We start from the raw sequence: 24572 nt of genomic DNA, 5'->3' as shown, positions 1-24572 counted from the left end.
CTCACTCACCATGACACGCTCACATCGCCGTTGATAAAGGTCTGGCAAGCCATCCGGTAGCCGTTCTCAAGGTCTTCGGGGCTGAGATGGCGTCGCTCCTTCTGTTTGACTTCATCCGTATGTTCGCGGCCGGTCTCGACCCGGCAACGGCACGTGCCGCACAGCCCGCCGCCGCACTTGAACGGAATGCCGCCCTTCTCGCGCAAAGACACACGCAACAGATTGCTGTTTGGCGGCGCCTCAACGCACTTGCTGCCATTGCTCAGAAACGTAATCTGCACCGTGGCAGCAACCGGTGGCGCCGGCTCCCGGCGACTGAGCCGTGCTTGCGCGTGATCGTGCCCGACCAGCGCTTCGAGCGAGGTCAGGGCATCGGACACGCTTTCAAACTTCTCGTAGAACTTGGTCGGCACCAGATTGGCGCCGTGGGGCGGGGCTTCCTCGACGATCCTCACGCGCGCCTGTCCGTCAAGCTTTGCGACGACAAACGCCGCGACGTGGCGCGTGCCGTAGAAGTAGTCATGGGTTTCGACCGGTGTGATGCCCGTAGTCGGCTCGCTGCGATACTCGCCCGGCCGGCTCGTCAATACGATGTACATTCGCTTTCCTCGTTGCAGATACGCGGCTCCGGGCCGCGCTCAGAGCGCCGCCGGCAGGTCGTCGGCCTGCTCCAGTTCAATGTCGTGCTCGATCCAAAGCTGGCAGACAAGCCGGAAACCCGCGTCGAGCCGATCGCCTAATTGCTTCTTCTCTTTCCAGTTGGGCGCCGGCAAATGTTCTTCACCAGACAAAACCCGGCAGGCGCAGCGAGCACATTTGCCCATGCCGCACTCGTAGCGCAAATGCGGGAACGGGAACTGCTTGATGCCCGCGCGCACGACAAGGTTGGTATTGGCCTTCACTTCTTCCCGGTACGTTTGCCCGTTCCGGCGAAACACGACGACTGGCATGCATCCTCCTGAGACTCAAACGTCATTACGTATACTGTATACCGTTTATATAATGACTTTACAACATAACGTTGCCTGCCCGATGCACTCACGCAGCGACGTCAACCGGCACATGCTGGAACGTGAAACTGTCGACATAGACATACCGGACGCTTGCCCCTTGAGCGATGAATGCACGACGCGCGTCGTCAATCATGACGGGCGAACCACACAGGTACAGCGCGTGCTCGGACAGATCGGGATGATCTGACAGCACGGCATCCTGCACATACCCGCGGGCGCCCTGCCACGCACTATCCGGGCGCGACAGCACCGGTACATAGCGGAAGTCTTCGTGTTGTTCGGCGAGTTGCGTCAGCTCTTCATGCAAAAAAAGCGCCGACTGCGTCCGGCCGCCCCAATACAAATCAATCGGTGGCGTATCGCCGCTGGCCAGCATACCGGCGAGCATGCTGCGCAGCGGTGCGATGCCCGTGCCGGTCGCGACCATCACGATGGGCCGGTAGTCGTCCTCGTGATACCCGAACCCGCCTAGCGGCGCTTCGACATCGAGCGTGTCGCCGGGGCGAAGCGCGCTCAGGCGCGTTTGGGTAAAGTGGCCGCCTTCGATCTTGCGGATATGCAGCTCCAGAGAGGTCGCTGCGCCGGCGCCGTCTGTCAGGGTGGCATCGAGCGCTGACGCGATCGAAAAACTCCGGGGCCCAGTATCGCCCGGCAACACGTTGAGGTACTGCCCGGGGCGGAACCCCCACGGCGTATCGTCGGCGAAGGTCAGCACCAGACGGGTCACGTCCTCTGTCAACGATTCCTTGTGCAGCACCCTCGCCTTGCGTCGGCGCGCCGGTTCGGGCGCCGCGAGCACGCGCTCGGTACTGATCGCGAGGTCGGAGCGCGCATGCGCCTGACACAAGAGCGCGTCACCGGCGTCAGCTTCCTCTTGCGACAACGCGGGTGGATGTTCGTCGTAATGCACTTGCCCCTGCCGCACATTGACGCGGCAGGTGCCGCAACCGCCAAACTCGCACTCGGACGGCAGCACAACCCCTGCACGCCGGGCCGCTTCAAGTACGGTTTCGTCCGGCGTCGCCTCGAAGCTTTGCTGCGCTTCGATCCATGTGATTCGATAGCTCACGCGCGCCCCCTGCGTCAAAGCTTGATATCGGCCTGAACAAGCACTTCCCGCCCGCTCTGGCGCAGCAGATCCTGCAATGCTTCGAGGCCTGCGAGCCCGGCCTGTGTGTCCTGTTCGCCATTACCACCTGACAGGCCGATGCCGCCCACCACCTGGTTGTCGACCACGATCGGGAATCCCCCGACGAAGGCGGCAAACTTCCCTTCGAAGCTCCATTGAATGCCGAACGCCTCATTGCCCGGCAGTGCGGGCCCGTTGGGCGGCGTGGTGAACAGGTGCGTCGAGCGCTTGTGGCCGGCAGCCGTAAAGGCTTTGTTCCATGCGATCTGTGGCCCGGTAATACGTCCGCCGTCCATGCGCTCCAGTGCCAGCGGGAACCCGCCTTCATCGACCACGCAGATCGATTCGAGCACGCCGATGTTCTGCGAGCGGGCAACGGCTGCCGCAATCATGTGCCGGGCTTCGGCAAGTTCGAGTTTGAAAAATGGCTTCATGGCTGATGAGAAATGTCGTAGAAAATGGGCGTCAGACGCCGCGATAGACCGTTTTGATCTGCTGATAGAACTCAAGGCCGTCACGCCCCGATTCGCGGAACGTGGCCGTGCTCGACTGCTTGAGACCGCCAAACGGCGCATTGACGAGATTGCCGGTCGTCGTGCGATTGATCTTCACAGTGCCGGCTTCGATATCGTTGGCGAAGCGATGCATCAGGCGGACGTCTTGAGTCACCAGCGAGGCCGCGAGCCCGTAGTCGCTATCGTTGGCGACCGCGAGGGCGTCGTCGTAACCGTCGACATCGATCACCGAGATGACAGGGCCGAAAATCTCTTCCCTTGCAATACGGGCGTCGCGCGGCACGTCGGTGAAGATGGCCGGCGCGACGAAATAGCCGTGCGCGTAGGTGTCATGCATGAGTTGCTCACCACCGCAGACCAGTGTGGCTTCGCGCTTGCCGATCTCGATGTAGTCGAGCACCGTGCGCAACTGCCCTGCCGTGGCCAGCGGACCGATATCGATGCCGGGTTGCAGCCCGTTGCCGATCTTGAGCGCAGCGGTTCGAGTAACCAGGCGTTCGACAAACGCAGCACGAATCTCCCGGGCTACAAGCACGCGGCTCGTGCCGGTGCATGCCTGACCGGAGAGAGAGAAGCCGCCCTTGACCGTGAGATCGACGGCACGGTCGATGTCTTGCGCATCGAGCACGATCAGCGGGTTCTTCCCGCCGAGTTCCATCTGGGTACGCGTCGACATCGACGCCGCACGGTGGATTTGTTCGCCAGCGGAGGTCGATCCAGTGAACGAGATCGCTTTCACTTCTCGCGCACCGACCAGTACCGGCCCCACCGCGCTGGCACTGCCGGTGACGAAATTCAGTACCCCCTTGGGAATACCGGCCTGCACGAAGGCTTCGGTCAGGCGCAGCCCGCTCAACGGGGCGTCAGAAGCCGGTTTGAATACGACGGTGTTACCGCAGATCAGCGCCGGAGCAATCTTTCGCGCCGGAATCGACACGGGGAAGTTCCATGGCGAGATGACGGTGACCACACCCAACGGCTCGCGCACGGTATAGACCGTCATGTCGGCGTCATCGTTAGGAAAGGTCTCGCCGCCATACGACTGCGCTTCGATCGCGTAATACCGAATGGTCTGGGCGGCGCGCATGAATTCATCGATTGCGAGGCTCTTCTGCTTGCCCTCCTCACGCGTGAGTTCTTCGCCGAAGCGGGCGGCGTGCTGTTCCAGATAGGCACTGGCGCTCAACAGCATCTTGGCGCGGGCTCCCGTCGAGAGGCGTTTCCAACTGGCGAACGCGGCGGCAGCAGCGCGCACGGCGGCTTGTGCGTCAGCCTCGCCCGAGGATTGAAACTGACCGACCACGTCGCGCGTGTCGGCCGGATTGACGTTCTCGAAGGTGGCGCCCGAGCGGCTCGCACACCATTCGCCGTCGATGTAATTCAGAAACGTTGGAACGGTAGTCATGAAGGCAACGGTCCTGCAAAAGGGCTGAAAAACCCGCGCCGCTATGGCGCGGGTCGCCGGATGTCGATCAGGCCGCAAGCCCAAGCTCGGGCAGCGGAATCTCGTTTTCGACGTAGTCGTAGTACAGCGCCGTCGTATAGAGCAGACGCATTTGCGCACCGATTTCGCAAATCTTCAGGCAGCGCTGCTGCAATTCCGGCGTGTTCGCGTTCTCCAGCACGATTTGGTAACCGCGCTCGCCGTGAATTTCGTCCGAGACGATGTGCAGGTCGAAGAACTCGACTTCCTCGTCGGTGAACTTGTACGTGTCGCGCAACGTGGGCGTCTGTTTGCGATAAATGGACGGCACCTGCGATTCGAGGCCGACGACCAGCCCGGCAACGGCAACCACCGGGTCTTCGCGCATGGCAACCGCGTAGCACCAGCTTTGCAGGCCACGCGTGGTCGGCGACATGTTGTCGGGATTCACCACACGTTCACGGGTCGTGCCGCAAGCTTCGGCAAAGCGGATCAGCAAGTCGGTGTGGCGATCGCCCCCGATTTCCTCCTCGTACATGTTGGCGAGCAGGAAGTCCTTCGCCTCGGTCATGTGGTCCGGCGTGCGGGCATACAGATAGCCGAGGTAATCGGCGAACGGCCCCACGTAGTGGTAATGGTTTTCTGCCCAGCGGGCGAGGTGCGCACGCGAGAGCTTGCCGCTCGCCCACGCCACGCTGAACGGTGCCTTGTTCGCGCTCTTGCCCTTGATTGCTTCTTCGAGTGCCGCACGGAAAGTCTCGCGGTCCATCAGCTCTGCCATTTCAGACTCCTTGGTTTCAAGTGGATAAGCCTTCGCATCAGGCGATGCCGGGCTTCGAATTGCCATTTGGTACACTGTATACAGTTTTTGGAAAAATGCCAATCCAATGAATTACCTGTGCGGGGGCTATCCCGCGCTAACGATGGAAATCAGACGGCCGCCTTATGTCCGGTTACGGACAACGTGGGCCATGGGCGTCGACGTGGCGCTGGCCGTGTCTGCCGTGCCGGTGTAAGCAGGTTCGATCGCGTCAAGCGCAATACCGTTCGTCTCAGGCAGCAGCCACGCAGCGACGATCACCATGCCGTAACCCACTGCGGCAACAATCGGAATCGCCAGTGTGAGCGTCGTATGCCCCGTGGCAAGCCAACCTGCCATGAAGGGGAAGAACGAGCCGATGACACGTCCTGCGTTATAAGCCACGCCATAGCCGGTCGCGCGAATTTCGTGGGGATACGTCTCTGAAATCGTTGCTGCCACCCCCGCGAAGGTGCCCTGCATCAATACGCCCATCAGGAAGCCGAGCACCATCATGACGGGCATGGGCGCCGGAATCAGCATGTACGCGATGCTCATCACAAATGCCCCGAGCGCGAACAGGATGTAGGTCGGCCGGCGGCCAAGCTTGTCCGTGCACCACGCGCCCACGGCGTAACCCACAATGGAGCCCACGATGGTGATCGCCAGCCACATGCCGGTGCCGGTCACCGAGAGACCCCGCTCCGTCTTGAGCCAAGTCGGCATCCACGTAGCAATGGCGTAATAAGCGCCGAGCATGCCCCCTGAGAGCAGGCTGCACAGGAAAGTACGCCCCAGCAGTGGGCCGCTGAACACGCCACGCAGCGTCTTGAGCGGGCTTGTCTTGCTACGTGCTTCGAGCGTGCGGGTAAAGGCCTCCGGTTCTTCGAGATTGCGACGCAGCCAGAACACCAGCAGTGCGGGTGCCACGCCGATGAACAGACACACGCGCCATGCCCATTCCGGCGACAGCCAATTGAAGATAACGCTGTAGGCGATGGCCGCGAGCGCCCAGCCGAACGAATAGCTGCTGGCGGTGAAGCCCGAGAACTTGCCGCGATGGGCCGGGTTACGAATGGTCTCCATGACGAGCACCATGCACAACGACGACTCCCCGCCGAAGCCCAGCCCCTGAATGATGCGGAACACGGCCAACTGCGTGGGCGAGTTGGTGAGACCGCAGGCAAAACAGGCAAGCGCAAACAAGGCGATGGTCCAGCGCAGGATGCGCACGCGGCCGTAACGGTCGGCGAGCAGCCCTGCCCCGACGGCCCCGACCAGCGAAGCAATCAGCGTGTAGGTGACGATACTGCCCGCCGTCGCCTTGCTCATGCTCCAGGTCGTCAGCAGCACCGGGATGAGAAACGAGTAAATCATGAAGTCGTAGACGTCGACCGTGTGGCCGATGAAGGTGCCCGCGAAGGCACGCTTCTCGTTCTTCGACAGTGAGTTCAGCCAGGACATAGCGGTGTCCTCCTTAGGTGTCTTGGGTTTTGTGGAGTGGGTGAGATTTCCGGTGCATCAGGTCGGTGGTTGAAAGGTGTAGCCGGCGGCTTCAAGCAATCTGGCTACGTGAATCGAGCGCAGGTCGTGATACAGCGGAGCCACGATCTGAACGCCCACTGGCAGCCCCTGTGCCGTGCGCCCTGCGGGGGCGACGGTCGAGGGCAAGCCGCACAGGCCGGAGTGCCCGGCCCAGAAAAGCTGTGTGGTGAGAGGCTGTGCGCGTCCGTTCACCTCAAGCGTGCGCTGCCATGGCGCCCCCTGTTCGTTCAGCGGGAACGCGGCCGTCGCGGCCACCGGGCAGAGCAACACGTCGACCTGTTCGAACAGCGCGCGCCACGCGGCGGCGAAGCTCTCACGCAGCGGTTGGAGCTTGAGCCAGTCGCGATGCCGCATGACAGCGCCCACATGCTGGAGCGAGGCATAGCTCAGATCGTCGGCAGACGCCTCGGCAGCGGACGAAACGGAGGCGGCAAACGCGTCTTCCCCGAGATAACCGCTGGTGGCCGCGCGCAGCAGCAACATATAGACGCGCAGCAACTCGGCGGCGTCCAGCGACGGTTTGGCATTCCACTGCACGTGTGCGCCGCGTCGTTCCAGGTCTTTGCCGAGCGCCACGATGCATTGCTCCACGTCGGTGTCGACCTCTGCGACCGGGTGGTTGGGCAGAATGCCGAAACGAATCTCGCTGAGGTCTTTGGCGTGGGAGCGCGGCAACTCGAAACGCACGGCGCAGGCCGCGTCGGCCGTGGGGCCCGCAATGGCCGAGAGCACCGATTGCAGGTCGTCCGCGCTGCGGGCGAGCGGACCGGCCACGTTGATGTCGGGAAACGTAGCGCCGCCCGGTAAGCCATGCCCATCAAGGGGTACGAGACCGTGCGTGCTCTTGTGCGAGAAGATGCCGCAGTAATGCGCGGGGTTACGGATCGAGGAGCCGATATCCGAGCCCACATCGAAGAAAGACATGCCTGAACAGACCGCTGCGGCGCTGCCACCCGACGAACCGCCCGGCGTGCGCGTGAGGTCGTGCGGGTTGCGCGTCGTGCCGTATACCTCGTTGTAGCTCTGCCAGTCGCGCAGCCAGATCGGCACATTGGTCTTGCCGAGCAAGATGGCGCCAGCGTCTTCTAGACGCTGAACCACCGTCGCGTGACGCGTTGCGACGTTGCCCGTAAATGCCGGGTCGCCGACGGTAGTGGGCCAGCCCGCAACGTCGAACGACTCCTTGATCGTGAACGGCACGCCATGCAGTGGCCCGCGTACGTTGCCAGCGCGGCGTTCGGCGTCGCGCTCGCGTGCCACGGCGTGCGCGCGGTCGAAGTCGCTGACAACCACCGCGTTCAGGCGCGGATGGTCGCGATGCCATGCGGCTTCGCAGGCCGCGACGAGCACCGTTGATGTGGTGTCTTGCCGCGCCAGTGCTGCCTGAGCGGCGGAAATCGAGGCGTGGTGCCACTGCGCATCCGTGGCCCCCGATCCTGAAGGCGTACCGGCGCTGCGAGCGTCGACCGTGGAATCTGTCATCGTGGAATACCCTTTTCAGTATTCTGTATACCATCCGACGACAAATTTGCCCTGTCAAGGGACCTGATGATAAGGGTTTGTGCTTAATGCCCGGCAAATGCACGTCTGGCGCGGATTACCCGCTCGCGTGAGTTTCTAGCTGCAACTTGACACCCCAAGCGCCGCACAGAGCGGGCGCAATGCCCCGATGGTGTAGTTGTAATAAAAAAATCCCCCAGACAACATCAGGCCAGTCGCATAGCCCAAAAGCCTCATGTTGCGCACCGATATGCGAGGTTCTTTCTTGGGCGTGCGGAGGTCGGTAATTCGATGCTGCCTTCGAGCCCAGACACCTATTAGCAGCATTATGATTACTGCAATGCGCATGACCCATTGAGTATTCGACATGTGAGTATGGTGTTTATAAGATTGTTTGTTAAACCATGCACGTCGATAAAGATTGTAGTGTCTTCGGGTCTGAAAAAATGCTGACAAGATAGGTTAAGGAACTCAATCGGCCGTTTAAACCGGCCAACCGTCACCTGCCCCTCGCATGCTCGCCTCGTAACGTCATCACAGCGCTATCCACCCGGGCGACCACTTTGCCGTCATCACGTTTGATTTCACACAGATAGTGAGACACGGTTCGCCCTTGGTGCGTCGCCCATGCGTGAGCCGTCAGCCGGGACACCCAGACCGGGCGCAGAAACGTCGCCTTCAGGTCAATGCTCGTGAACGTTTCCCCGTCCGCCATCAGGGTCGAATGCGCTGTGCCGATGGCCGCGTCGGCCAGTTCACACAGCAAGCCGCCATGCACTGTGCCTTGCTGATTGCCATGAATCTCCGCATTGGCATCCAGCTCGATAACCGCCATTGCCGCGTCGATCTCGACGATGCGAAATCCAAGCAGATTGGAAATCGCTGTCGGATAGCGCATGTGTGTCTGATCTTCGGTGCGAAGCGTGCCCGCCAATTGGCGGCGCAGATAATGCAGCACCGGCAGATGTTTCGTTTCCCCGGCCCCATCGAACACATCGGACATGACAGCTCCCATTGAAAGATTGCTCTCGGGAGTTTGTCTGCCTAGAATCGGACAATCAAGAAATTGTCCTACGTACAATCATGTCCGAATCCCCTGTTACGGCGGCGGTGGAGCATCTGTCCGGCGAAATCCGGCGCGGCGCGCTGCTGCCCGGCACTGCCTTGCCGACGCACCGCAAGCTGGCGGCGCAGTACGGCATTGCCATTGCGTCCGCGAGCAAGGTCTATGGCCGTTTGCAGGCCATGGGGCTCGTCGTCGGGGAAGTCGGACGCGGCACGTTCGTGCGAGACCGCCCGGCACAACGCGAGTGGGATATCGACGACGAGGCCCGGCTCAGTTCGCAATCGGTCGACTTGTCATTCAACCATCCGACGTGGCCGGGGCAGAGCGAACTGTTGCGCACCACGCTCAGGGAGTTAGCGTCATCAGGCGACTTGAGCGCGCTGATGCATCAGCAGCCGCCCGGTGGGAGGCTTCACGAGCGGCAGATCGTCGCGGATCATCTTCTTCAGGCGCGAAACATTCGCGCCACCGCCGAACAGGTGTTTCTCGTGGGCGGTGCGCAGCAAGGTCTCGACGTCGCCATACGTACGTTCCTTCGACCGAATGATGAAGTCGCCGTCGACGCCCTGACCTATCCCGGCTTCAAGATGGCCGCCGCTTTGAGCGAGCTTGCCCTGAGACCCGTGCCGTCGGCCAACAACGGCCCCGACTTGAACGCCCTCGACGATCTTTGCCGTCGCGGTGCCGTTCGTGCCATCTACGTCATGCCGACACTGCACAACCCACTCGGCTGGGTACTGAGCGCAGCCCAGCGCAAACAACTGGTGGACATCGCTCGCCGCCACGATTGTCTGATTATCGAAGATGCCACCTACGCGTATCTCGTGGACGGCGCGGCGCGGCCCATCGTCACACTGGCACCTGAGCGGACGATCTACGTGTCGAGTCTTTCAAAGAGTGTGGCGACGGGATTGCGATTCGGCTATGTGGTGGTGCCGCAAGAGCACGCAGCGAGGACGAAACGCGTGGTACGCGCCAGTTTCTGGAGCTTGTCCAGCATGGTGACGGCGATCGCGACGCGTTGGCTCGCCAGCGGCATCGTGACGCAACAGGAGCAGTTTCAGCGTGAGGACGCGCGACGTCGCCAGACGCTCGCGCGCGAAGTACTTCATGGCATGGGAATGGTGGCGCATCCGTCGTCGCAATTCCTCTGGCTGCCGCTGCCGGAGGGCTTGCGCATGGATCAGGTGGTTGCCGCGCTGGCAGCCCGTGGCATCGCCGCGTCGAAAGCCGAGGCATATGCAACGACACAGCACGTGCCCCACGCGTTGCGGCTGGGCTTGAGTTCGATGCCTTTGGAACAAGTCCATCCGGTGCTGACGGAGGTTCGTCACGTCATCGAGCACCTGCCGATCTGAGCGAGACGCGGAGGAGATTCCCCCCGCCTCCGCTCAGCCCCCAAAACGACATCGATCAATCGTAAGCGCGGGCGTCTTCCACCAGTTTGCCGTCGTCCGGCAGCGTGCCTGCGGTGACGAAGTCGATCTCGGCGCGCAATCGCGTCACATCGCGCAGCGTTTCCTGCAAACGGGCGGCCAGTCCTTCTGGCGGCGTCGCAGTCGTCTCGCAAACGAGCGTCATTCGGTCATCGCCGACGCGCCCCTCGACCCGCAGACGCATGCGGCCCAGCTCCGGATACCGTTTGCCTATCTCGCCGATCTGGCCCGGATGCACGAACATGCCACGCACTTTCACCGTCTGATCGGCGCGGCCCAGCCAGCCCTTCAAACGCATATTCGTGCGCCCACACGGGCTGATGCCCTCGGCAACGGCCGACAGATCCCCGGTGGCGAATCGGATCAGCGGGTAGTCCGCATTGAAATTCGTGACGACCACCTCGCCCGTCTCGCCTTCCGGCACCGGTTTGGTACCGCCGGGCTCCACGATTTCCACCAGCACGTTTTCGTCGACGATCAACCCTGCTTGAGCATCGCTCTCGAACGCAATCAGTCCCAGATCGGCCGTGCCATACAACTGGCGCGCAACGATGCCGCGTGAGTTGAACCATTGCCGCAACGACGGTGGCAAGGCTTCACCTGACAACGTCGCCCGCCGGATGCTGCTGATGTCGGTGCCCATCGACTCGGCTTTCTCGATCAGGATCTTCAGGAACGACGGCGTCCCCGCATAAGCGCCCGGTTGCAGATGCCGGATCGCCTCGATCTGAAGCGCGGTCTGTCCGACGCCCGCCGGGAACACACAGCACCCCAGCCGTGCCGCGCCGGTTTCGATCATCATCCCCGCCGGCGTGAAGTGATATGAGTACGTGTTGTAGACCAGATCGCCTGAGCGCAGACCGGCGGCGTACAGCGCGCGGGCGAAACGCCACCAGTCGCTGCCGCGCCCGTCCGGTTCGTAGATCGGCCCGGGGGATTGATAAACGTGGGCCAGACCGCCGATCGGTGTCGCGTTCAATCCGCCTAGGGGCGGCACACGCAACTGGTAGGCGGCCAGATCGGATTTGCGTGTCACGGGCAATTCGGCCAGCGCGGTGCGTGAGTCAACGCCCCGCGCGTCGAAGGCGCCGAGCGTCTCGGTGAAATACGAGGCGTTCGTGCGGGCGTGCGAGACATGCGCCGGCAACGCCGCCAGCAGTGCCTTCTCGCGAGCTTCCGGGGCTCGGGTTTCAAGCGCGTCGAAGTAGTCGTTCATAGAGACGGTAGGACGTTGATGTTTGACAGTCGGCTAAACGCGCATGCGGCTAATGCAGCCCATGCAGCTCACGCAATCCAGCGTTTGCGCCGCCGGTAGCTCTTGACGTTGCGGAAGCTCCCCTCACTGTTCGCGCCATCCTTGGCGATGCCGAGGTAAAACTCCTTGACGTCCTCGTTATCGCGCAACGACGCCGCGTCGCCGTCCATCACCACACGCCCGTTTTCGAGAATGTAGCCATAGTCCGCGTAGCGCAGGGCCACCATGGTGTTCTGTTCCGCCAGCAGAAAGCTGACGTTTTCCCGTTCGTTCAGATCGCGCACGATCGCGAAAATCTCGTCGACGATCTGTGGCGCCAGCCCCATCGACGGCTCGTCGAGCAACACCATCGACGGCTGCGCCATCATGGCCCGCCCGATCGCACACATCTGCTGCTCGCCGCCCGATGTATAACCGGCCTGCGATTTACGGCGCGTCTTCAGCCGGGGGAAGTACGCGTAGATGCGCTCCAGTGCATGTTGCTGGGCGCTGCGCGATGCATGCCGGACATAGGCGCCGGTCAGCAGATTCTCTTCAATGGTCAAGTGCCCGAAGCAGTGGCGCCCTTCCATCACCTGAATGACGCCGCGCTTGACCAGCCCGTTCGGCGTGAGCTTCTCAACCCGCTCGCCGCGATAGTCGATGGTGCCCTTGGTGACCTCACCCCGCTCTGCCTGAAGCAGATTCGAGATGGCCTTGAGCGTCGTGCTCTTGCCCGCGCCGTTCGCGCCGAGCAACGCCACGATCTTGCCGTCGGGCACGACCAGCGACACGCCCTTCAACACAAGGATGACGTGGTCGTAGATGACTTCGATATTGTTGACGCGCAAACTCGCTTCCATGCCGCGTGACTCCGGAGTCGATGGTGCTGCGGGACCGATTCAAAGTGATGTCGCCTGCCGGGCCGTCGAAGGCCCGGCGCTCGCCCACATCGCCAGTTCGCGTTGCGGGCGAGCGTGCCGATCTTGCCAATTACATCTGCTGATAGCAGGCCGGTGTCATACCCTTTTCCTTGGCGTACTGCTTGGCCGAGGCTTCGAACAACGGGTGAATCAGGCGGCGGTTGCCTTCGATCCAGTCGGACACCATCACCCACTTCGTGCCATCCCACTGCTGAATGCGAACCTTGCCCGAGCCCTCGTGATCCTGGCAGCTCGTCTTGATATCGGGCAGCAGGCCGGTCGCACCCAACGCCTTCAGGCGCGCCCCATCGATATTCAGGTTCTCGAACGCCCAGCGCACTTGCACCGGCGTCATGACTTTGCCCTTGCCGAACTTGTTCTGCGCGGTGTTGAGCGCCTCGACCGTCGCCACAGCCGCCGACACGCCGCGGTTATAGAGCACGGAGCCCACCTTCGACGGGTCTTGCATGTTGCCCTTGCCCGCGCCGTACACCACCTTGTCGATATCGGCGATCAGCGGCACCTGTTTGCCCGCCACGTTCCACGTCGCGCTCATGTAGCCCTTGGCCGCCGGGCCCGCCGGGATGGTGTCTTCTTCTGAGCCGGCCCACCAGCTGCCGACGATCTTCTCGCGCGGATAGCCGACCTTCTGCGCAGCCTTGAGGGCGGTCTGGTTCATGACGCCCCAGCCCCAGAACACCACGTAATCGGGGTTCTCCTGACGAATGCGCAGCCATTGCGCGCCCTGCTCATTGCCGGGGTGTGCCACCGGAATCTCGATCAGGTTGAACTTGTTGATCTTCGATTCCGCCTGCATGGCGACAATCGGCTCTTTACCGTAAGCCGAGTCGTGATACAGGAACACGATCTTCTTGCCGTTGAGCGACCCGCCGTTCTTGTCGGCGAGGAACTTGATGATGGCCGAGGCCTGCATCTGATACGTGGTGACGAGCGGGAACGCCCACGGGAACACGGTGCCGTCCACGGCATCGGTACGGCCATACCCCATCATCACGAGCGGCACCTGATCGGTGGCGGTCTTGTCGATCAGCGCGTACGAAATGCCCGTGGCCATGGTGTGGTACGCCGTACCCTTGGTGACCGGGTTACGGCCCTTCAGGCGCTCATAGCACTCCACGCCCTTGGAGGTGTTGTATTCGGTCTCGCACTCTTCCCACGTCAGCTTGACGCCGTTCACGCCGCCGTTCTTCATGTTCACGTATTGCAGATAGTCGATGAAGCCGCCGTAAAACGACTGCCCGTTGGCCCCGTACGGCCCCACGCGATAGTCGGCCAGCGCAATGAACTGATCGTTGGTCTGTGCAAGCGCCGTGCCTGCCGAGCCCATGCCGAGCACCAGACTCATGCCTAGCGATACCGCCAGTTGTTTCGTGTTCATGCTGTGTCTCCTTGTGGTCTTGTCGATAGCGATACGTGGTCAGCCGACGCCCGTGTACCGGTGCGTCAATACATCGAACTCAAGTCGAATCTCAGTGCGGGAACGGCCAGATGCGCAGCTTCTCCTTGGTGATCTGCCAAAGTCGCGCCAGACCGTGCGGCTCGACAATCAGGAAAAAGATGATGAGGCCGCCGAACAGCATCAACTGGATATGCGAGACGGTCGCGTTGGTGAACGGCAGGTGGAGAAACGTGGCGATCGGCGGCAACGTGTAGTCGAGCAGAATCGGCAGCAGCAAAATGAATGCGGCACCGAGAAAACTGCCCAGAATGCTGCCCACGCCGCCAATGATGATCATGAACAGAATGCGGAACGACAGATCGAGGGAGAAGCCGTCGGGCTCCACCGAGCCGAGATAGCAGAAGGCATAAAGCGCCCCGGCCACACCGCAGTAAAACGAACTCACCGCGAAGGCCAGCAGCTTTACACGCATGAGCGGGATGCCGATCACTTCGGCCGCCACGTCCATGTCGCGCACGGCCATCCACGCGCGGCCGATGTGCGAGCGCACGAGGTTCTTTGCTACCAGCGCCATCACGCACACGACGCCGAGCACAAACAGGTACTTGCGCACGGGCGTGTTAATGTCGAGCCCGAGAATCGTGATCTTCTGTGCGGTGATGACGCCCGATGAACTGTTGTTCGACAGCCAAGGGAATTTGGTCAGCACCCACAGCACGAAGAACTGCGCCGCCAACGTCGCCACCGCGAGATAGAAGCCCTTGATGCGCAGCGACGGCAGGCCAAAGGCAATGCCCACCAGCGCCGCGCAAACGCCGCCCATCGCGAAAGATGCCAAGATCGGTATGCCTTCAACGCGCAACTGGAAGTTGTACGACGCATAGGCGCCAACCGCCATGAACGCCGCCGTCCCCAGTGAAAGCTGCCCGGCGTAGCCCGTCAGAATGTTCAGGCCGAGCGCAGCCAGCGAGAATACGAGGAACGGCACCAGAATGGCCGAAAGCCAGTACTCGGAGGCGATCCACGGCAGCACGCCGAAGGCGATCACCAACACGGCGCTGACTGCGACACGATCCTGCCGAATCGGGAATATCTGGCTGTCGGCTACGTACGATGTCTTGAACTGACCCGCTTCGCGATAGAACATGTGTGGCCTCTGCGTTAAGTGCTTGTGCGTGCTTGCTGGTTCATCGATCGCCAGACTAGGGGGAACATGCCCTAGACCCGGTCGATATGACGCTCGCCGAACAACCCCTCGGGGCGAACGAGCAGGAACAGCAACGCAAAGACATAGGGGAACCAGCCTTCGATACCCCCGAAGTTGCCGCCAAACTGGCTTTGCAGCAGTTGCGGCAGGTAGATCTCGGCAAGTTTTTCCGCCGCGCCGATGATCAGGCCGCCGACAATGGCGCCCGGAATCGATGTGAAGCCACCGAGAATCAGTACGGGCAACGCCTTGAGTGCCGTCATCGTCAGGGCGAACTGCACGCCGTTGCGCGAGCCCCAGAGCATGCCCGCCACCAGCGCGACGAAGCCCGACACGCTCCACACCACCACCCAGATGCGCTGTAACGGAATGCCCAGCGAGAGCGCCGCCTGATGGTCGTCGGCCACTGCACGCAGGGCCCGGCCGATGCTCGTGGCCTTGAAGAACAACGCGAGCAGCGCGACGAGGACTGCCGCAATGCCGGCCGCGGCCAGATCGAAGCTGCTCACCAGCAGGCCGGTCGAGTCCATGATCGAAGCGATAGGCTCGTCGACGATGCCCAGCGACAGCGGACGAACTTCATTGCCCCACAGCAGCGGTGCCAGTCCTTCGAGAAAGAACGACAGACCGATGGTCGCCATGAACAGCGTGATGGGCGACTGGTTCACCAGCTTGCGCAACACAAACCGCTCAGTGGCCGCGCCCACCAGCACCATGACGCCGAATGCGCCGATGGCGGCCGCCCACAGCGGCAAGCCTCGCTCCATCAGTCCGACGACCGACAGCGCCGCGAAGTACACCATGGCACCCTGCGCGAAGTTGAATACGCCGGACGCTTTGAAGATCAGCACGAAGCCCAGCGCCACAAGCGAATACATCACGCCCGAGAGCAGCCCGCCGATCAGAATTTCCAGAAAGAACTGCATCGATGTCTCCAATTCGACAATTCGATAATTCGCAATCCGCAGATGCGCGGCCGCGTGCCGCTCAGGCCGCGACGGGCTCGCCGTGCGCCGATCCGAGATAGGCGCGGATGACTTCCGGGTCTTGCTTGACTTCCGCTGGCGGTCCGTCGCCGATCTTCTTGCCGTAGTCGAGCACGACAACGCGATCCGAAATGTCCATCACCACCCCCATATCGTGTTCGATGAGCACGATGGTCGTGCCGAACTCTTCGTTCACTTCGAGAATGAAGCGGCACATGTCGCGCTTTTCTTCGAGATTCATGCCGGCCATGGGCTCATCGAGCAACAGCAACTCAGGCTCGGCCGCCAGCGCCCGCGCCAGCTCGACACGCTTTTGCAGGCCATACGGCAACCGGCCAACGGGCGTCTTGCGGATGTGTTGAATTTCGAGAAAGTCGATGATCTCTTCGACCTTCTCGCGATGAATCGTCTCTTCACGGCGTGCCGGTCCCCACCACAGCGCATTGGCCAGCAAGCCGGAGCGCATGCGGGTGTTGCGGCCCGTCATGATGTTGTCGAGCACCGTCATGCCCTTGAACAGGGCGATGTTCTGGAAGGTGCGCGCCACGCCTTGCCGGGCGGCGGACGTGGGATGCATGCGTTGGCGCACTTGGCCGCGAAAGACGATCGTGCCCTGTTGCGGGTGATAGACGCCATTGATGACGTTGAGCATCGAACTCTTGCCCGCGCCGTTCGGGCCGATGATGGCCCGTATCTCGTGTTCGCGGACGTCGAACGAAATATCGGTAAGCGCCTTGACGCCCCCGAACGACAGGCTGATGTGCTGCAAATCGATCAACACATCGCCGGCCTTGCGTTTGTCGTTCATGCCTGCTCCTGCGGAATGCCCGGTGAAATCTGGCGGATGTCGGGTGACGCGGCGACTCGTAGTCGTGGCGGCGTACATCACATTCATGGGTTCAAACGTTCGTGCGACATCTAAGCGGCGCAGCGCAACCCGACAGGCGCAGGGTCATCGACGGGCGCGCGGGTGCCGAGTACGCGCGCGGGATGAATCTTCAGCGTGGCACTCACGCTGCCCTCCCGCCCGTCTTCGAACTTCACCCGGGTTTCGATGAACTGCGCCGTCTTGCCCGAATAGAAGGCGTCGATCAGCACGTCGTACTTTTGCGCAATGAACGTGCGGCGCACCTTGCGCGTGCGGGTCAGCTCGTCGTCATCGGGGTCCAGTTCCTTGTGCAGGATCATGAAGCGATGAATCTGCGCGGCGGCGAAGGCCGATTCCTTGGCCAGATCGGCGTTCACCTGCTCGATGCAGCCCAAAATCAACTCGGCGACCTGTTCGTTGCCCGCGAGATCGACGTAACCGGCATAGGCCAGGTTATGACGCTCCGCCCAGTTGCCCACCGCATCCATATCGATGTTGATGAACGCGCACACGTTGTCGCGGCCATCGCCGAACGCCACGGCTTCCTTGATGTACGAGAAGAACTTGAGCTTGTTCTCGATGAACTTGGGCGCGAACAACGAGCCGCAGGACAGCTTGCCGACGTCTTTAGCGCGATCGACGATACGCAGGTGCCCATCGGCGTCGATGATGCCGGCGTCGCCCGTGCGGAAGTAGCCGTGCTCGTCGAAGGCTTCACGCGTGGCGTCAGGGCGCTTGTAGTACTCCTTGAGCAACCCGACACCGCGCACCAGCACTTCGCCGCTCTCCGCGATCTTGATTTCCATACCCGGCGCGACAGGGCCAACGCTGTCGAAGCGCACCTGACGGTCCGGTTGCAGACAGACGTAGGCACACGTCTCGGTCTGTCCGTAGAACTGCTTCAGATTGATACCGATAGCGCGATAGAACCGGAACAGATCCGGCCCGATGGCTTCTCCGGCGGTATAAGCCGTGCGGATACGGCTCATGCCGAGCGTGTTGCGCAGCGGGCCGTAGATGCAAAGATTGCCCAGTGCGTATTGCAGCCGGTCGAGCAGCGCCACCGGTTGAGCGTCGAGTACGGCAGCGCCGCAACGCTGCGCGACATTCATGAAGTGCGCGAACATCTTTCGCTTGATCGCGCTCGCATCTTCCATGCGAATCATCACCTGCGTCAGCACGTTTTCATACACGCGCGGCGGCGCGAAGTAATACGTCGGGCCGATCTCCCGCATGTCGGTGGCGACGGTCTCCGGCGACTCCGGACAATTCACCGTGAAGCCAGTCACCAGCGCCTGCGCATAGGAAAACAGATGGTCGCCCACCCAAGCCATCGGCAGGTACGACAGCACTTCATCGTCGGCCGAGAGTTTGTCGAACTGGCTGCCATGATGCGCGGCACCGATCAAACCTGCGTGAGAATGGCAAACCCCTTTCGGCTTACCGGTCGTGCCGGAGGTGTAAAGAATGGTGGCCGTATCGTCGGCGTCTACTGCGGCAACGGCATCGTCGAAATAGCGCGGATGTTTTGCGTCGAACTCACGACCCTGCGCCACCATCGAGGCATACGATTGCAGGCCGGGCGCATCGTAGTTGCGCAGGCCGCGCGGATCTTCGTAAATGATGTGCGCCAGATGCGGCACGCTCTCACGCAGCTCCAGCAGCTTGTCGACCTGCTCCTGATCTTCAACGATGGCGAAATTGATTTCAGCGTCTTCGAGCACGTGAATCATTTCCGCCGCGACGGCGTCCTGATACAGCGGCACCGCGACACCGCCCAGTGCCTGCGCGGCCGTCATGGCCCAGTACAGGCGCACCCGGTTATTACCGATGATGGCGAGATTGTCGCCGCGTGAGAATCCGGCGGCGGCCAGCGCACAGGCGAGCATGCGCACTTCATGCGCAGCGTCCTGCCAGCTCCAGCTTTGCCAGATACCCAGATCTTTTTCCCGGTACGCTGTGCTGGCGCCACGTGTGGCGGCGTGTGCCAACAACAAACGCGGGAAAGTGGTCCGCTCCTGCATGCCTGTCTCCTGTGTCTCGCCACGCTTCGACTTCCGTCGAGGGGGGGCGTGGCGTGGCTCGGTCGGCGCGTGCGCGATGGCGCACGCCATCCTGCTCGCGTCATTTTTCACGACGCTTATTCGTTGGCGGGTAGTGCAGTGACGATCGCTTTGCCGCGCGGCAGGCAGCTTCTATACTTGTGCTTCGGCGTCGTGTTGCAACACCGTGGATGCTTGTCTCACCCTGCGCATGGCAAGGCGAAGATACCCCATGACCCACGACGGATTTGTCACCCGGATGACAATCAAGGGAAAGTCCCTATATGTCGTTAGAGACCCTGTTGCAGCGCAGCGTATGGGCACAAGGACTCACGCCGGCACAGCGCGAGCGCGTGACGGCAGAGATTCAGGTACGGCCAGTGGAGAGTGGCGGCTACGTTTGCCGCAAGGGCGATCCGTCGCACGCCTGGTTCGGCGTGATCGACGGGCTCGTGAAGATTGCGACCGCCTCGGCCAGCGGCAAGTCGGTGACCTTTACCGGCGTGCCCTCGGGCGCGTGGTTCGGCGAAGGGTCGTTACTGAAGCGCGAGATCCGCAAATACGACGTGATGGCCTTGCGAGACTCCGTGCTCGCGCATATGCCGATTGCGACGTTCGACTGGCTTCTCGACACGAGCATCCCGTTCAATCGCTTCCTGACGCTGCAACTCAACGAACGTCTTGGTCAGTTCATTGCCGCCGTCGAACACGAGCGTCTGCTCGATACCGATGCCCGTGTTGCGCGCTCGCTGTCGTCGATGTTCAATCCTGATCTCTACCCGAGCGACGACACGACCGTGCAGATTTCGCAGGAAGAACTCAGTTATCTCGCGGGCGTCTCGCGCCAGCGCGTCAATCTCGCACTCAAGGTGCTGGAACAGGCCGGGTTGGTGAAGGTCGATTACGGTGTCCTGACCATTCTCGACCTCGAAGGTTTGCGCGAATTCGGGATGTAGCGTTTGCCCTGAAGGCTTACCGCGCGGCTGGCAAATGCGCGCGGACGAATCGCGCCACCTCGGCGCGCAATTCCCGGTCTTCCGGCGCCCCCATGAATCCCCCATGCGGCATGGCTTCGAACACATGAAGCTCACACGGCACGTCAGCGCGGCGCAGTGCGCGATGCATACGCACTGCGTTCGACAGGAACAGATCGCGCGTACCGCTTTGAATGAACGTCGGCACGAAGCCCTGCGAGAAGTCGCCGAACAGTGGCGATAGATACGGATCGGCGAGATCCGCACCGCCCGCATACAACACGTTATTCGGCATCAGCGACTTGGGCAGCAGCACGTCCACGCGCTGATTCAGCTCGAAACTGTCGCCCGATTCCGTGAGATCGACTTCCGGCGATAACAACACCAGTGCCGCCGGTAACGGCAGCCCCTCATCGCGTGCGCGCAACACCATCGCCGCTGCCAAATTCGCGCCAGCAGATCGCCCGCCAATGACAACGTGACTCGCTGGGTACGCCTCCAGCACTCGACGGTAGACCGTCAGACAGTCGTCCAATCCGGCGGGATACGGATGCTCGGGAGGCATGCGATAGTCGATGCCCCAGCAGCGCAGGCCCAACTGGTCGGCCTGCATTTGCGCGCCGATACGGCAGACGGTGCCGCCGCCAAACACCAGTCCGCCACCGTGCAAGTCGATATAGACGACGTCGTCGGCCACGAGATCGACCGGCGTCGCAACGTGGACGGTGGCGTCACCGATCGCTACGGTTTCCACCGTTGACTTCAACAACCCTGCGACCTGTGCCATCGCCGCGCCGTATTGGGCGTCGGCATCAGCCTTGAATTGCATCCAGCCGTCAAAGTCGTCGGGCGATGGCGCGGTGTACATCGCGTTGAACGGCTCGCCATCGGCAGTCACCAGACGGCGCAACGCGGCCTGCGCCTGCGCGCTGATGCTGTCGGGAAAAGGAATCACACGGGCCGGAACCCGGACCCCGTCGATGGGATGCGTCATGAGTAATAGAACTAATGAGTGTCGGGGGTGGACGGCCAGTGCGTGAGCGCCGTATCGAGCGCATCAAGACTGCGTAGCCATGAGATGTCGGCATCGGGTGTGCTGTGCGCAAACGCCGACGCGGCTTCCAACGTGATGTAGCCCATGAAGAAGCCGCCGAGAAAGCGAATGGCGTGGACCTGCTCTGCCTCGGGCACCGCGTAGCCATGCAGCACCGCCCGGATCAGTTGGGTCAATTGCGGCCCGGCGCTCGCAGCGGCCAACTCGGACGGCAACGGATGCCGAGCGGCAACAAAGCGCCCCGGATGGCGGCGCGCGTAGTCACGATGGGCGTTCGCCAGCGCATACAGGGCGTCCTTGCCCGCGCGGCCCGCCATCGCTTGCGCTGTGGCGTCTGCCAACTGCCGCAACGCCAACAACGCGATCTGACACTTGAGGTCGTCAAGATTCCTGACGTGCGAATAGAGGCTGGCGAGTCGCACGTCGAACTTGCGTGCCAACGCCGCCCCGGTCAAATGCTCGAAGCCAATCTCGTCGGCCAGCTCGGCACCGCCCTCCACCAACCGCTCGACCGTCAGTCCGGCTCTGACCATAGGATTTCTCGCACTGAAAACTAACCAATTTAGACAATTGCCTAATCATATTAGTTTTCATGTGCCGGATCAAGACGCCAACGACGTCGGCGCCTTGATCCATCGCCACGACCGACTTCGGCCTTACTGGCTACCGGTCTCGGGCACGATGCGCAGGCGCTCGACCGACTTGGTGGTGCGATTCACGTCCGCGTTGTAGTGCCAGAGCGGCTTGCGCCCGAACGTGGTGTACATCTCCACCTGATCGGCGTAGTGCGGCGACGGCGTGCCGTCCGGTGCGACAAAGCCGCTCTGCCCCGGTGCCACCACGTCGTAAGCCGCGATCTTGCCGCGTGCGCCGTTCGGGCCGAACACGATGAGATCGTTCTCGGTGCCACGGTTCATGTAGACGGGCGTGCGAACCGCTTCTCCGGCGTTCGCCTGCGGTACGCCGAAGAAGTTGTTGGCGCGGAAGGTCAACGGCACGGTCGGCGCGCGCCACATCGTCATGTCGGGACCCAACCGGGACTTGAGTGCGGTGACGGTATCGTCCAGCGCGGCGAGAATCACGTCGTCCTGCCGCTTGCCGCCGAAGATATCGAACGTCTGCGGCACACCGGCCTTGTCGCCCCGGAGCCCTTCGTACAGCACCTTGCTGCCGTTACCGATGTTGGCAGAACCCGTCGGTCCGTCCTGAGGTGTCGCATAGCCGCTGGCGAGGAACCATTTGTCGTACGGCGCAGGCACCACTTCGCCCAGCGTGCGCTTGAGCATGGCGGAGAGCCACGCGTCCATGATTGCCGGGCCTGCCGTATCGTAGTGCCCGGTGTGTTGCGGATCACGATTCAGGCCGTCCCACTTCGCCAATTGCAAAGCCAGTTGACGACGGGCATCGGTGGCGGGAAGGCTGGCCGTCGCGCGCTCGATGAACGGCAGAAAGTGGCGACGATTCACGTCGACCGCACTCGTCTCCTTCAGGATCTGCCACATGTCGTCGACGTTCAGCTTGTCGTGCGCCTTGATGCGCTCGTCAATCTCGACCACACGATCGGCACCGCCCCACACGAACGCAAACAGATCGCTTGCCGGATAGCCCTTCTGCGGCGAATTGTTCCAGTTGGCGATCCAGCCCTGCTTCGGGTTGTAGACCTTCGGGTTGGTCGAGAACGGCAGCAATCCCTTCCAATCCCATTCCCCGGTGCCCGGCACCGGCAAACGAGGATCATGGCCCGGGCGGCGGTCCGGATACGCGCCCGTATGCACGTAACCGATATTGCCGGCCGTATCGGCGTAGTACCAGTTGATGGTCAGTGCATGACGCGCGGCCTGCGCGGTCCATGACTTCCAGTCCTTCGCCTCGGCCTGATGCGTCCACGCGAGCAGCGACTGCACTTCAAGGCCATCCCATGCGCGCGCTTTCGCGTAGGCGATGTGTTGCTTGTCGTCACGCTGCATGACGATGCCGTGCACCGTGCGATAGACCTCCTGCACGACCGGTGCACCGCCTTTCACGCGGATGATCTCGACGCGCTTTTCCATGTCGTGCCATTGGCCGTTATGGAAGTAGCGATTCGGATTCGCCGGATCAATCTTCTCGGCGAACATGTCGATGTCGTCGCCGAAACCCGCCGTGGAGCCCCACGAAATCTTGCCGTTGTGGCCGAACAAAATGCAGGGGTAACCAAACGGCGTATTGCCGACGAGATCGAAGCCTGCGCCATGCAAACCGATGCCGTAGGTGTACGCGGGGGCAAACCAGCCGAACTGCGGGCCGTTAAGCATGATGGCGCTGGCGTCGCGGGCTTTGTTCTTGCCGACGATCCACATATTGCTGGTCGTCGGGAACCCGGCCGGCCCCGGCTGACCGTATTCAGCGAACTGGGCGAGCATCGTTGCCGCGTTGGCCTGGGGCGTCTGATGCAGCAACGCACCATCGTTGTCGCGTGCGAGGCGAGACAGCATCGGCGCGGGTCCGTCGTAGCGCGCGAGCGGCTGCATCGATTGCGCCGAGTCGTTCTGTCCCACAGTCGCAGGTAGCACTGCGGCGGCCGCCACTTTGGACAGCGGACCGACCTTGACCGGATAAACACCCTCCGATGCCGGAATGGTCGTCGGCGCATCGGGATTCACGATCCACTTGAGTTCGTTGAACAGCGCCATGCCCTTGTCGGCACCGTATTTGTCCTTGAGTGCCGTCACCAGCGCCAAGTTATCAATCTCGCTGGTCGCGTCGGAGAACCGGTTGGCCATCGTGCCGACGAAAACCATCGCCACGTCGAAGGCATCCCAGTTGGATGGCTGGAGACCGAAGTCGTTGAACTGCTTCGGCATGCGCTTGTCCGGTTGCGCGCGCACTTGGGCAATCCACGCATTCATGCCGGCGGCGTATCCCTCAACGATGTCGCGCTCGCGCTGCGGCAGATCGGCCAGTTGGCGACGGATCGACGCGGGCCAATAGTTGCCACGAATCGATTTATCGAAGTCCACGAACTTCTCGCCCAGCACTTCCGACACGGTGCCCTGTGTGCTCCGGCGCGCCATCTCCATCTGGAACAGACGGTCTTGTGCCACCGCGTAGCCGTATCCGTAGAACAGCGCGTAAGTCGTTGCGGCATAGACATGCGGCACACCGAACTCGTCACGCTTGATCGTGACGTCGGCGCGCCCCGGCACGGCCTTGCCGGCCGGCGAGACGCCGCTTGTGCCCACGGCATTGTCGCTGCCGGTCGCGGTCTTGGCGACCACCGGCGCGGCGAACGACAGACTCAGAAGGGAAACGGCGAGCGCGAGCGACAGACCGCGCGGCGAGCGGGAAGGCAAAGTCATCAATGTCTCCGTAGTTCTTATGGGTCGAGCACATTGACGTTATCACAACAAAAACCGACCGGTCGGTTAATTAATTCACCGACCGTTGATATGTTAAGTA

General features: G+C 61.9%; 21 protein-coding genes. 2 read left to right on the top strand and 19 right to left on the bottom strand.

The features are described from left to right. Positions 1-5: 5 nt before the first annotated feature. The 9 genes from AT302_RS11970 to AT302_RS11930 all read right to left on the bottom strand — a co-directional run bounded on the left by AT302_RS11970 (position 6) and on the right by AT302_RS11930 (position 8927). Positions 6-281 carry a 2Fe-2S iron-sulfur cluster-binding protein gene (locus AT302_RS11970; protein WP_058380281.1) on the bottom strand — a complete coding sequence of 92 codons (276 nt, stop codon included), beginning with the start codon at positions 279-281 and terminating at the stop codon, positions 6-8. A 357-nt stretch (positions 282-638) separates the two neighbouring features. Next, positions 639-950: a 2Fe-2S iron-sulfur cluster-binding protein gene (locus AT302_RS11965; protein ID WP_058378641.1), complete on the bottom strand. Its 312-nt coding sequence runs from the start codon at positions 948-950 to the stop codon at positions 639-641. 88 nt (positions 951-1038) lie between these two features. Continuing rightward, positions 1039-2082 carry a 2Fe-2S iron-sulfur cluster-binding protein gene (locus AT302_RS11960; RefSeq protein ID WP_058380280.1) on the bottom strand — a complete coding sequence of 348 codons (1044 nt, stop codon included), beginning with the start codon at positions 2080-2082 and terminating at the stop codon, positions 1039-1041. Positions 2083-2096: 14 nt separating this feature from the next. Beyond that, a complete protein-coding gene (locus tag AT302_RS11955; protein ID WP_058378640.1) occupies positions 2097-2576 on the bottom strand; it encodes a GlcG/HbpS family heme-binding protein in 480 nt (159 codons plus the stop codon). A gap of 31 nt (positions 2577-2607) precedes the next feature. Beyond that, entirely contained in the window at positions 2608-4062 is a 1455-nt protein-coding gene (locus AT302_RS11950; protein ID WP_058378639.1) for an aldehyde dehydrogenase family protein, read from the bottom strand. A 67-nt stretch (positions 4063-4129) separates the two neighbouring features. After that, positions 4130-4861 (bottom strand): TenA family transcriptional regulator, encoded by a 732-nt coding sequence (locus tag AT302_RS11945; RefSeq protein ID WP_058378638.1) that lies wholly within the window; start codon positions 4859-4861, stop codon positions 4130-4132. A gap of 162 nt (positions 4862-5023) precedes the next feature. Further along, positions 5024-6343 (bottom strand): MFS transporter, encoded by a 1320-nt coding sequence (locus AT302_RS11940; protein WP_064675074.1) that lies wholly within the window; start codon positions 6341-6343, stop codon positions 5024-5026. 57 nt (positions 6344-6400) lie between these two features. Continuing rightward, the gene (locus AT302_RS11935) at positions 6401-7906 is read right to left on the bottom strand and encodes an amidase (protein ID WP_058378637.1); all 1506 of its coding nucleotides are present in this window, start codon (positions 7904-7906) and stop codon (positions 6401-6403) included. A 517-nt stretch (positions 7907-8423) separates the two neighbouring features. After that, positions 8424-8927: a PaaI family thioesterase gene (locus AT302_RS11930; RefSeq protein ID WP_058378636.1), complete on the bottom strand. Its 504-nt coding sequence runs from the start codon at positions 8925-8927 to the stop codon at positions 8424-8426. An 80-nt stretch (positions 8928-9007) separates the two neighbouring features. Here AT302_RS11930 and AT302_RS11925 point away from each other — a divergent pair, with 80 nt between their 5' ends. Then, entirely contained in the window at positions 9008-10348 is a 1341-nt protein-coding gene (locus AT302_RS11925; protein WP_058378635.1) for an aminotransferase-like domain-containing protein, read from the top strand. Positions 10349-10403: 55 nt separating this feature from the next. On the opposite strand, the gene AT302_RS11920 is transcribed toward AT302_RS11925, so the two are convergent. The 7 genes from AT302_RS11920 to AT302_RS11890 form a co-directional block, all read right to left on the bottom strand. After that, entirely contained in the window at positions 10404-11642 is a 1239-nt protein-coding gene (locus AT302_RS11920; RefSeq protein ID WP_058378634.1) for a phenylacetate--CoA ligase family protein, read from the bottom strand. 68 nt (positions 11643-11710) lie between these two features. Continuing rightward, positions 11711-12523, bottom strand: a complete 813-nt coding sequence (locus tag AT302_RS11915; protein WP_058378633.1) for an ABC transporter ATP-binding protein — start codon at positions 12521-12523, stop codon at positions 11711-11713. A 130-nt stretch (positions 12524-12653) separates the two neighbouring features. Beyond that, positions 12654-13949 carry an ABC transporter substrate-binding protein gene (locus AT302_RS11910; RefSeq protein WP_237172183.1) on the bottom strand — a complete coding sequence of 432 codons (1296 nt, stop codon included), beginning with the start codon at positions 13947-13949 and terminating at the stop codon, positions 12654-12656. A gap of 124 nt (positions 13950-14073) precedes the next feature. Beyond that, on the bottom strand, positions 14074-15150 hold the full coding sequence (locus AT302_RS11905; RefSeq protein WP_058378631.1) for a branched-chain amino acid ABC transporter permease: 1077 nt from the start codon (positions 15148-15150) through the stop codon (positions 14074-14076). Between the two features lie 71 nt (positions 15151-15221). Continuing rightward, positions 15222-16136, bottom strand: a complete 915-nt coding sequence (locus tag AT302_RS11900; RefSeq protein ID WP_058378630.1) for a branched-chain amino acid ABC transporter permease — start codon at positions 16134-16136, stop codon at positions 15222-15224. A 61-nt stretch (positions 16137-16197) separates the two neighbouring features. Beyond that, positions 16198-17004 (bottom strand): ABC transporter ATP-binding protein, encoded by an 807-nt coding sequence (locus AT302_RS11895; RefSeq protein WP_058378629.1) that lies wholly within the window; start codon positions 17002-17004, stop codon positions 16198-16200. A 110-nt stretch (positions 17005-17114) separates the two neighbouring features. Further along, positions 17115-19088, bottom strand: a complete 1974-nt coding sequence (locus tag AT302_RS11890; RefSeq protein ID WP_058378628.1) for an AMP-dependent synthetase/ligase — start codon at positions 19086-19088, stop codon at positions 17115-17117. 302 nt (positions 19089-19390) lie between these two features. On the opposite strand from AT302_RS11890, the gene AT302_RS11885 reads away from it, so the two are divergent. Continuing rightward, complete coding sequence (locus AT302_RS11885; protein ID WP_058378627.1) at positions 19391-20062, top strand: Crp/Fnr family transcriptional regulator; 672 nt, start codon at positions 19391-19393, stop codon at positions 20060-20062. Between the two features lie 16 nt (positions 20063-20078). On the opposite strand, the gene AT302_RS11880 is transcribed toward AT302_RS11885, so the two are convergent. The 3 genes from AT302_RS11880 to AT302_RS11870 form a co-directional block, all read right to left on the bottom strand. Beyond that, positions 20079-21035 carry an alpha/beta hydrolase fold domain-containing protein gene (locus AT302_RS11880; protein WP_237172132.1) on the bottom strand — a complete coding sequence of 319 codons (957 nt, stop codon included), beginning with the start codon at positions 21033-21035 and terminating at the stop codon, positions 20079-20081. Between the two features lie 50 nt (positions 21036-21085). Continuing rightward, the gene (locus tag AT302_RS11875) at positions 21086-21667 is read right to left on the bottom strand and encodes a TetR/AcrR family transcriptional regulator (protein ID WP_058378625.1); all 582 of its coding nucleotides are present in this window, start codon (positions 21665-21667) and stop codon (positions 21086-21088) included. Between the two features lie 123 nt (positions 21668-21790). After that, positions 21791-24472 (bottom strand): penicillin acylase family protein, encoded by a 2682-nt coding sequence (locus AT302_RS11870; RefSeq protein ID WP_058378624.1) that lies wholly within the window; start codon positions 24470-24472, stop codon positions 21791-21793. Between the last annotated feature and the right edge of the window lie 100 nt (positions 24473-24572).

The organism is Pandoraea norimbergensis (assembly GCF_001465545.3).
In the GTDB taxonomy this organism is placed as follows: Bacteria; Pseudomonadota; Gammaproteobacteria; order Burkholderiales; family Burkholderiaceae; genus Pandoraea; species Pandoraea norimbergensis.
This window is presented reverse-complemented; position numbering and strand designations above follow the sequence as displayed.

Coding starts and splice junctions, on each gene's coding strand:
- AT302_RS11965 (WP_058378641.1), bottom strand. CDS start 950: ATGCCAGTCGTCGTGTTTCGCCGGAACGGGCAAACGTACCGGGAAGAA.
- AT302_RS11955 (WP_058378640.1), bottom strand. CDS start 2,576: ATGAAGCCATTTTTCAAACTCGAACTTGCCGAAGCCCGGCACATGATT.
- AT302_RS11950 (WP_058378639.1), bottom strand. CDS start 4,062: ATGACTACCGTTCCAACGTTTCTGAATTACATCGACGGCGAATGGTGT.
- AT302_RS11945 (WP_058378638.1), bottom strand. CDS start 4,861: ATGGCAGAGCTGATGGACCGCGAGACTTTCCGTGCGGCACTCGAAGAA.
- AT302_RS11940 (WP_064675074.1), bottom strand. CDS start 6,343: ATGTCCTGGCTGAACTCACTGTCGAAGAACGAGAAGCGTGCCTTCGCG.
- AT302_RS11935 (WP_058378637.1), bottom strand. CDS start 7,906: ATGACAGATTCCACGGTCGACGCTCGCAGCGCCGGTACGCCTTCAGGA.
- AT302_RS11930 (WP_058378636.1), bottom strand. CDS start 8,927: ATGTCCGATGTGTTCGATGGGGCCGGGGAAACGAAACATCTGCCGGTG.
- AT302_RS11925 (WP_058378635.1), top strand. CDS start 9,008: ATGTCCGAATCCCCTGTTACGGCGGCGGTGGAGCATCTGTCCGGCGAA.
- AT302_RS11920 (WP_058378634.1), bottom strand. CDS start 11,642: ATGAACGACTACTTCGACGCGCTTGAAACCCGAGCCCCGGAAGCTCGC.
- AT302_RS11915 (WP_058378633.1), bottom strand. CDS start 12,523: ATGGAAGCGAGTTTGCGCGTCAACAATATCGAAGTCATCTACGACCAC.
- AT302_RS11910 (WP_237172183.1), bottom strand. CDS start 13,949: ATGAGTCTGGTGCTCGGCATGGGCTCGGCAGGCACGGCGCTTGCACAG.
- AT302_RS11905 (WP_058378631.1), bottom strand. CDS start 15,150: ATGTTCTATCGCGAAGCGGGTCAGTTCAAGACATCGTACGTAGCCGAC.
- AT302_RS11900 (WP_058378630.1), bottom strand. CDS start 16,136: ATGCAGTTCTTTCTGGAAATTCTGATCGGCGGGCTGCTCTCGGGCGTG.
- AT302_RS11895 (WP_058378629.1), bottom strand. CDS start 17,004: ATGAACGACAAACGCAAGGCCGGCGATGTGTTGATCGATTTGCAGCAC.
- AT302_RS11890 (WP_058378628.1), bottom strand. CDS start 19,088: ATGCAGGAGCGGACCACTTTCCCGCGTTTGTTGTTGGCACACGCCGCC.
- AT302_RS11885 (WP_058378627.1), top strand. CDS start 19,391: ATGTCGTTAGAGACCCTGTTGCAGCGCAGCGTATGGGCACAAGGACTC.
- AT302_RS11875 (WP_058378625.1), bottom strand. CDS start 21,667: ATGGTCAGAGCCGGACTGACGGTCGAGCGGTTGGTGGAGGGCGGTGCC.
- AT302_RS11870 (WP_058378624.1), bottom strand. CDS start 24,472: ATGACTTTGCCTTCCCGCTCGCCGCGCGGTCTGTCGCTCGCGCTCGCC.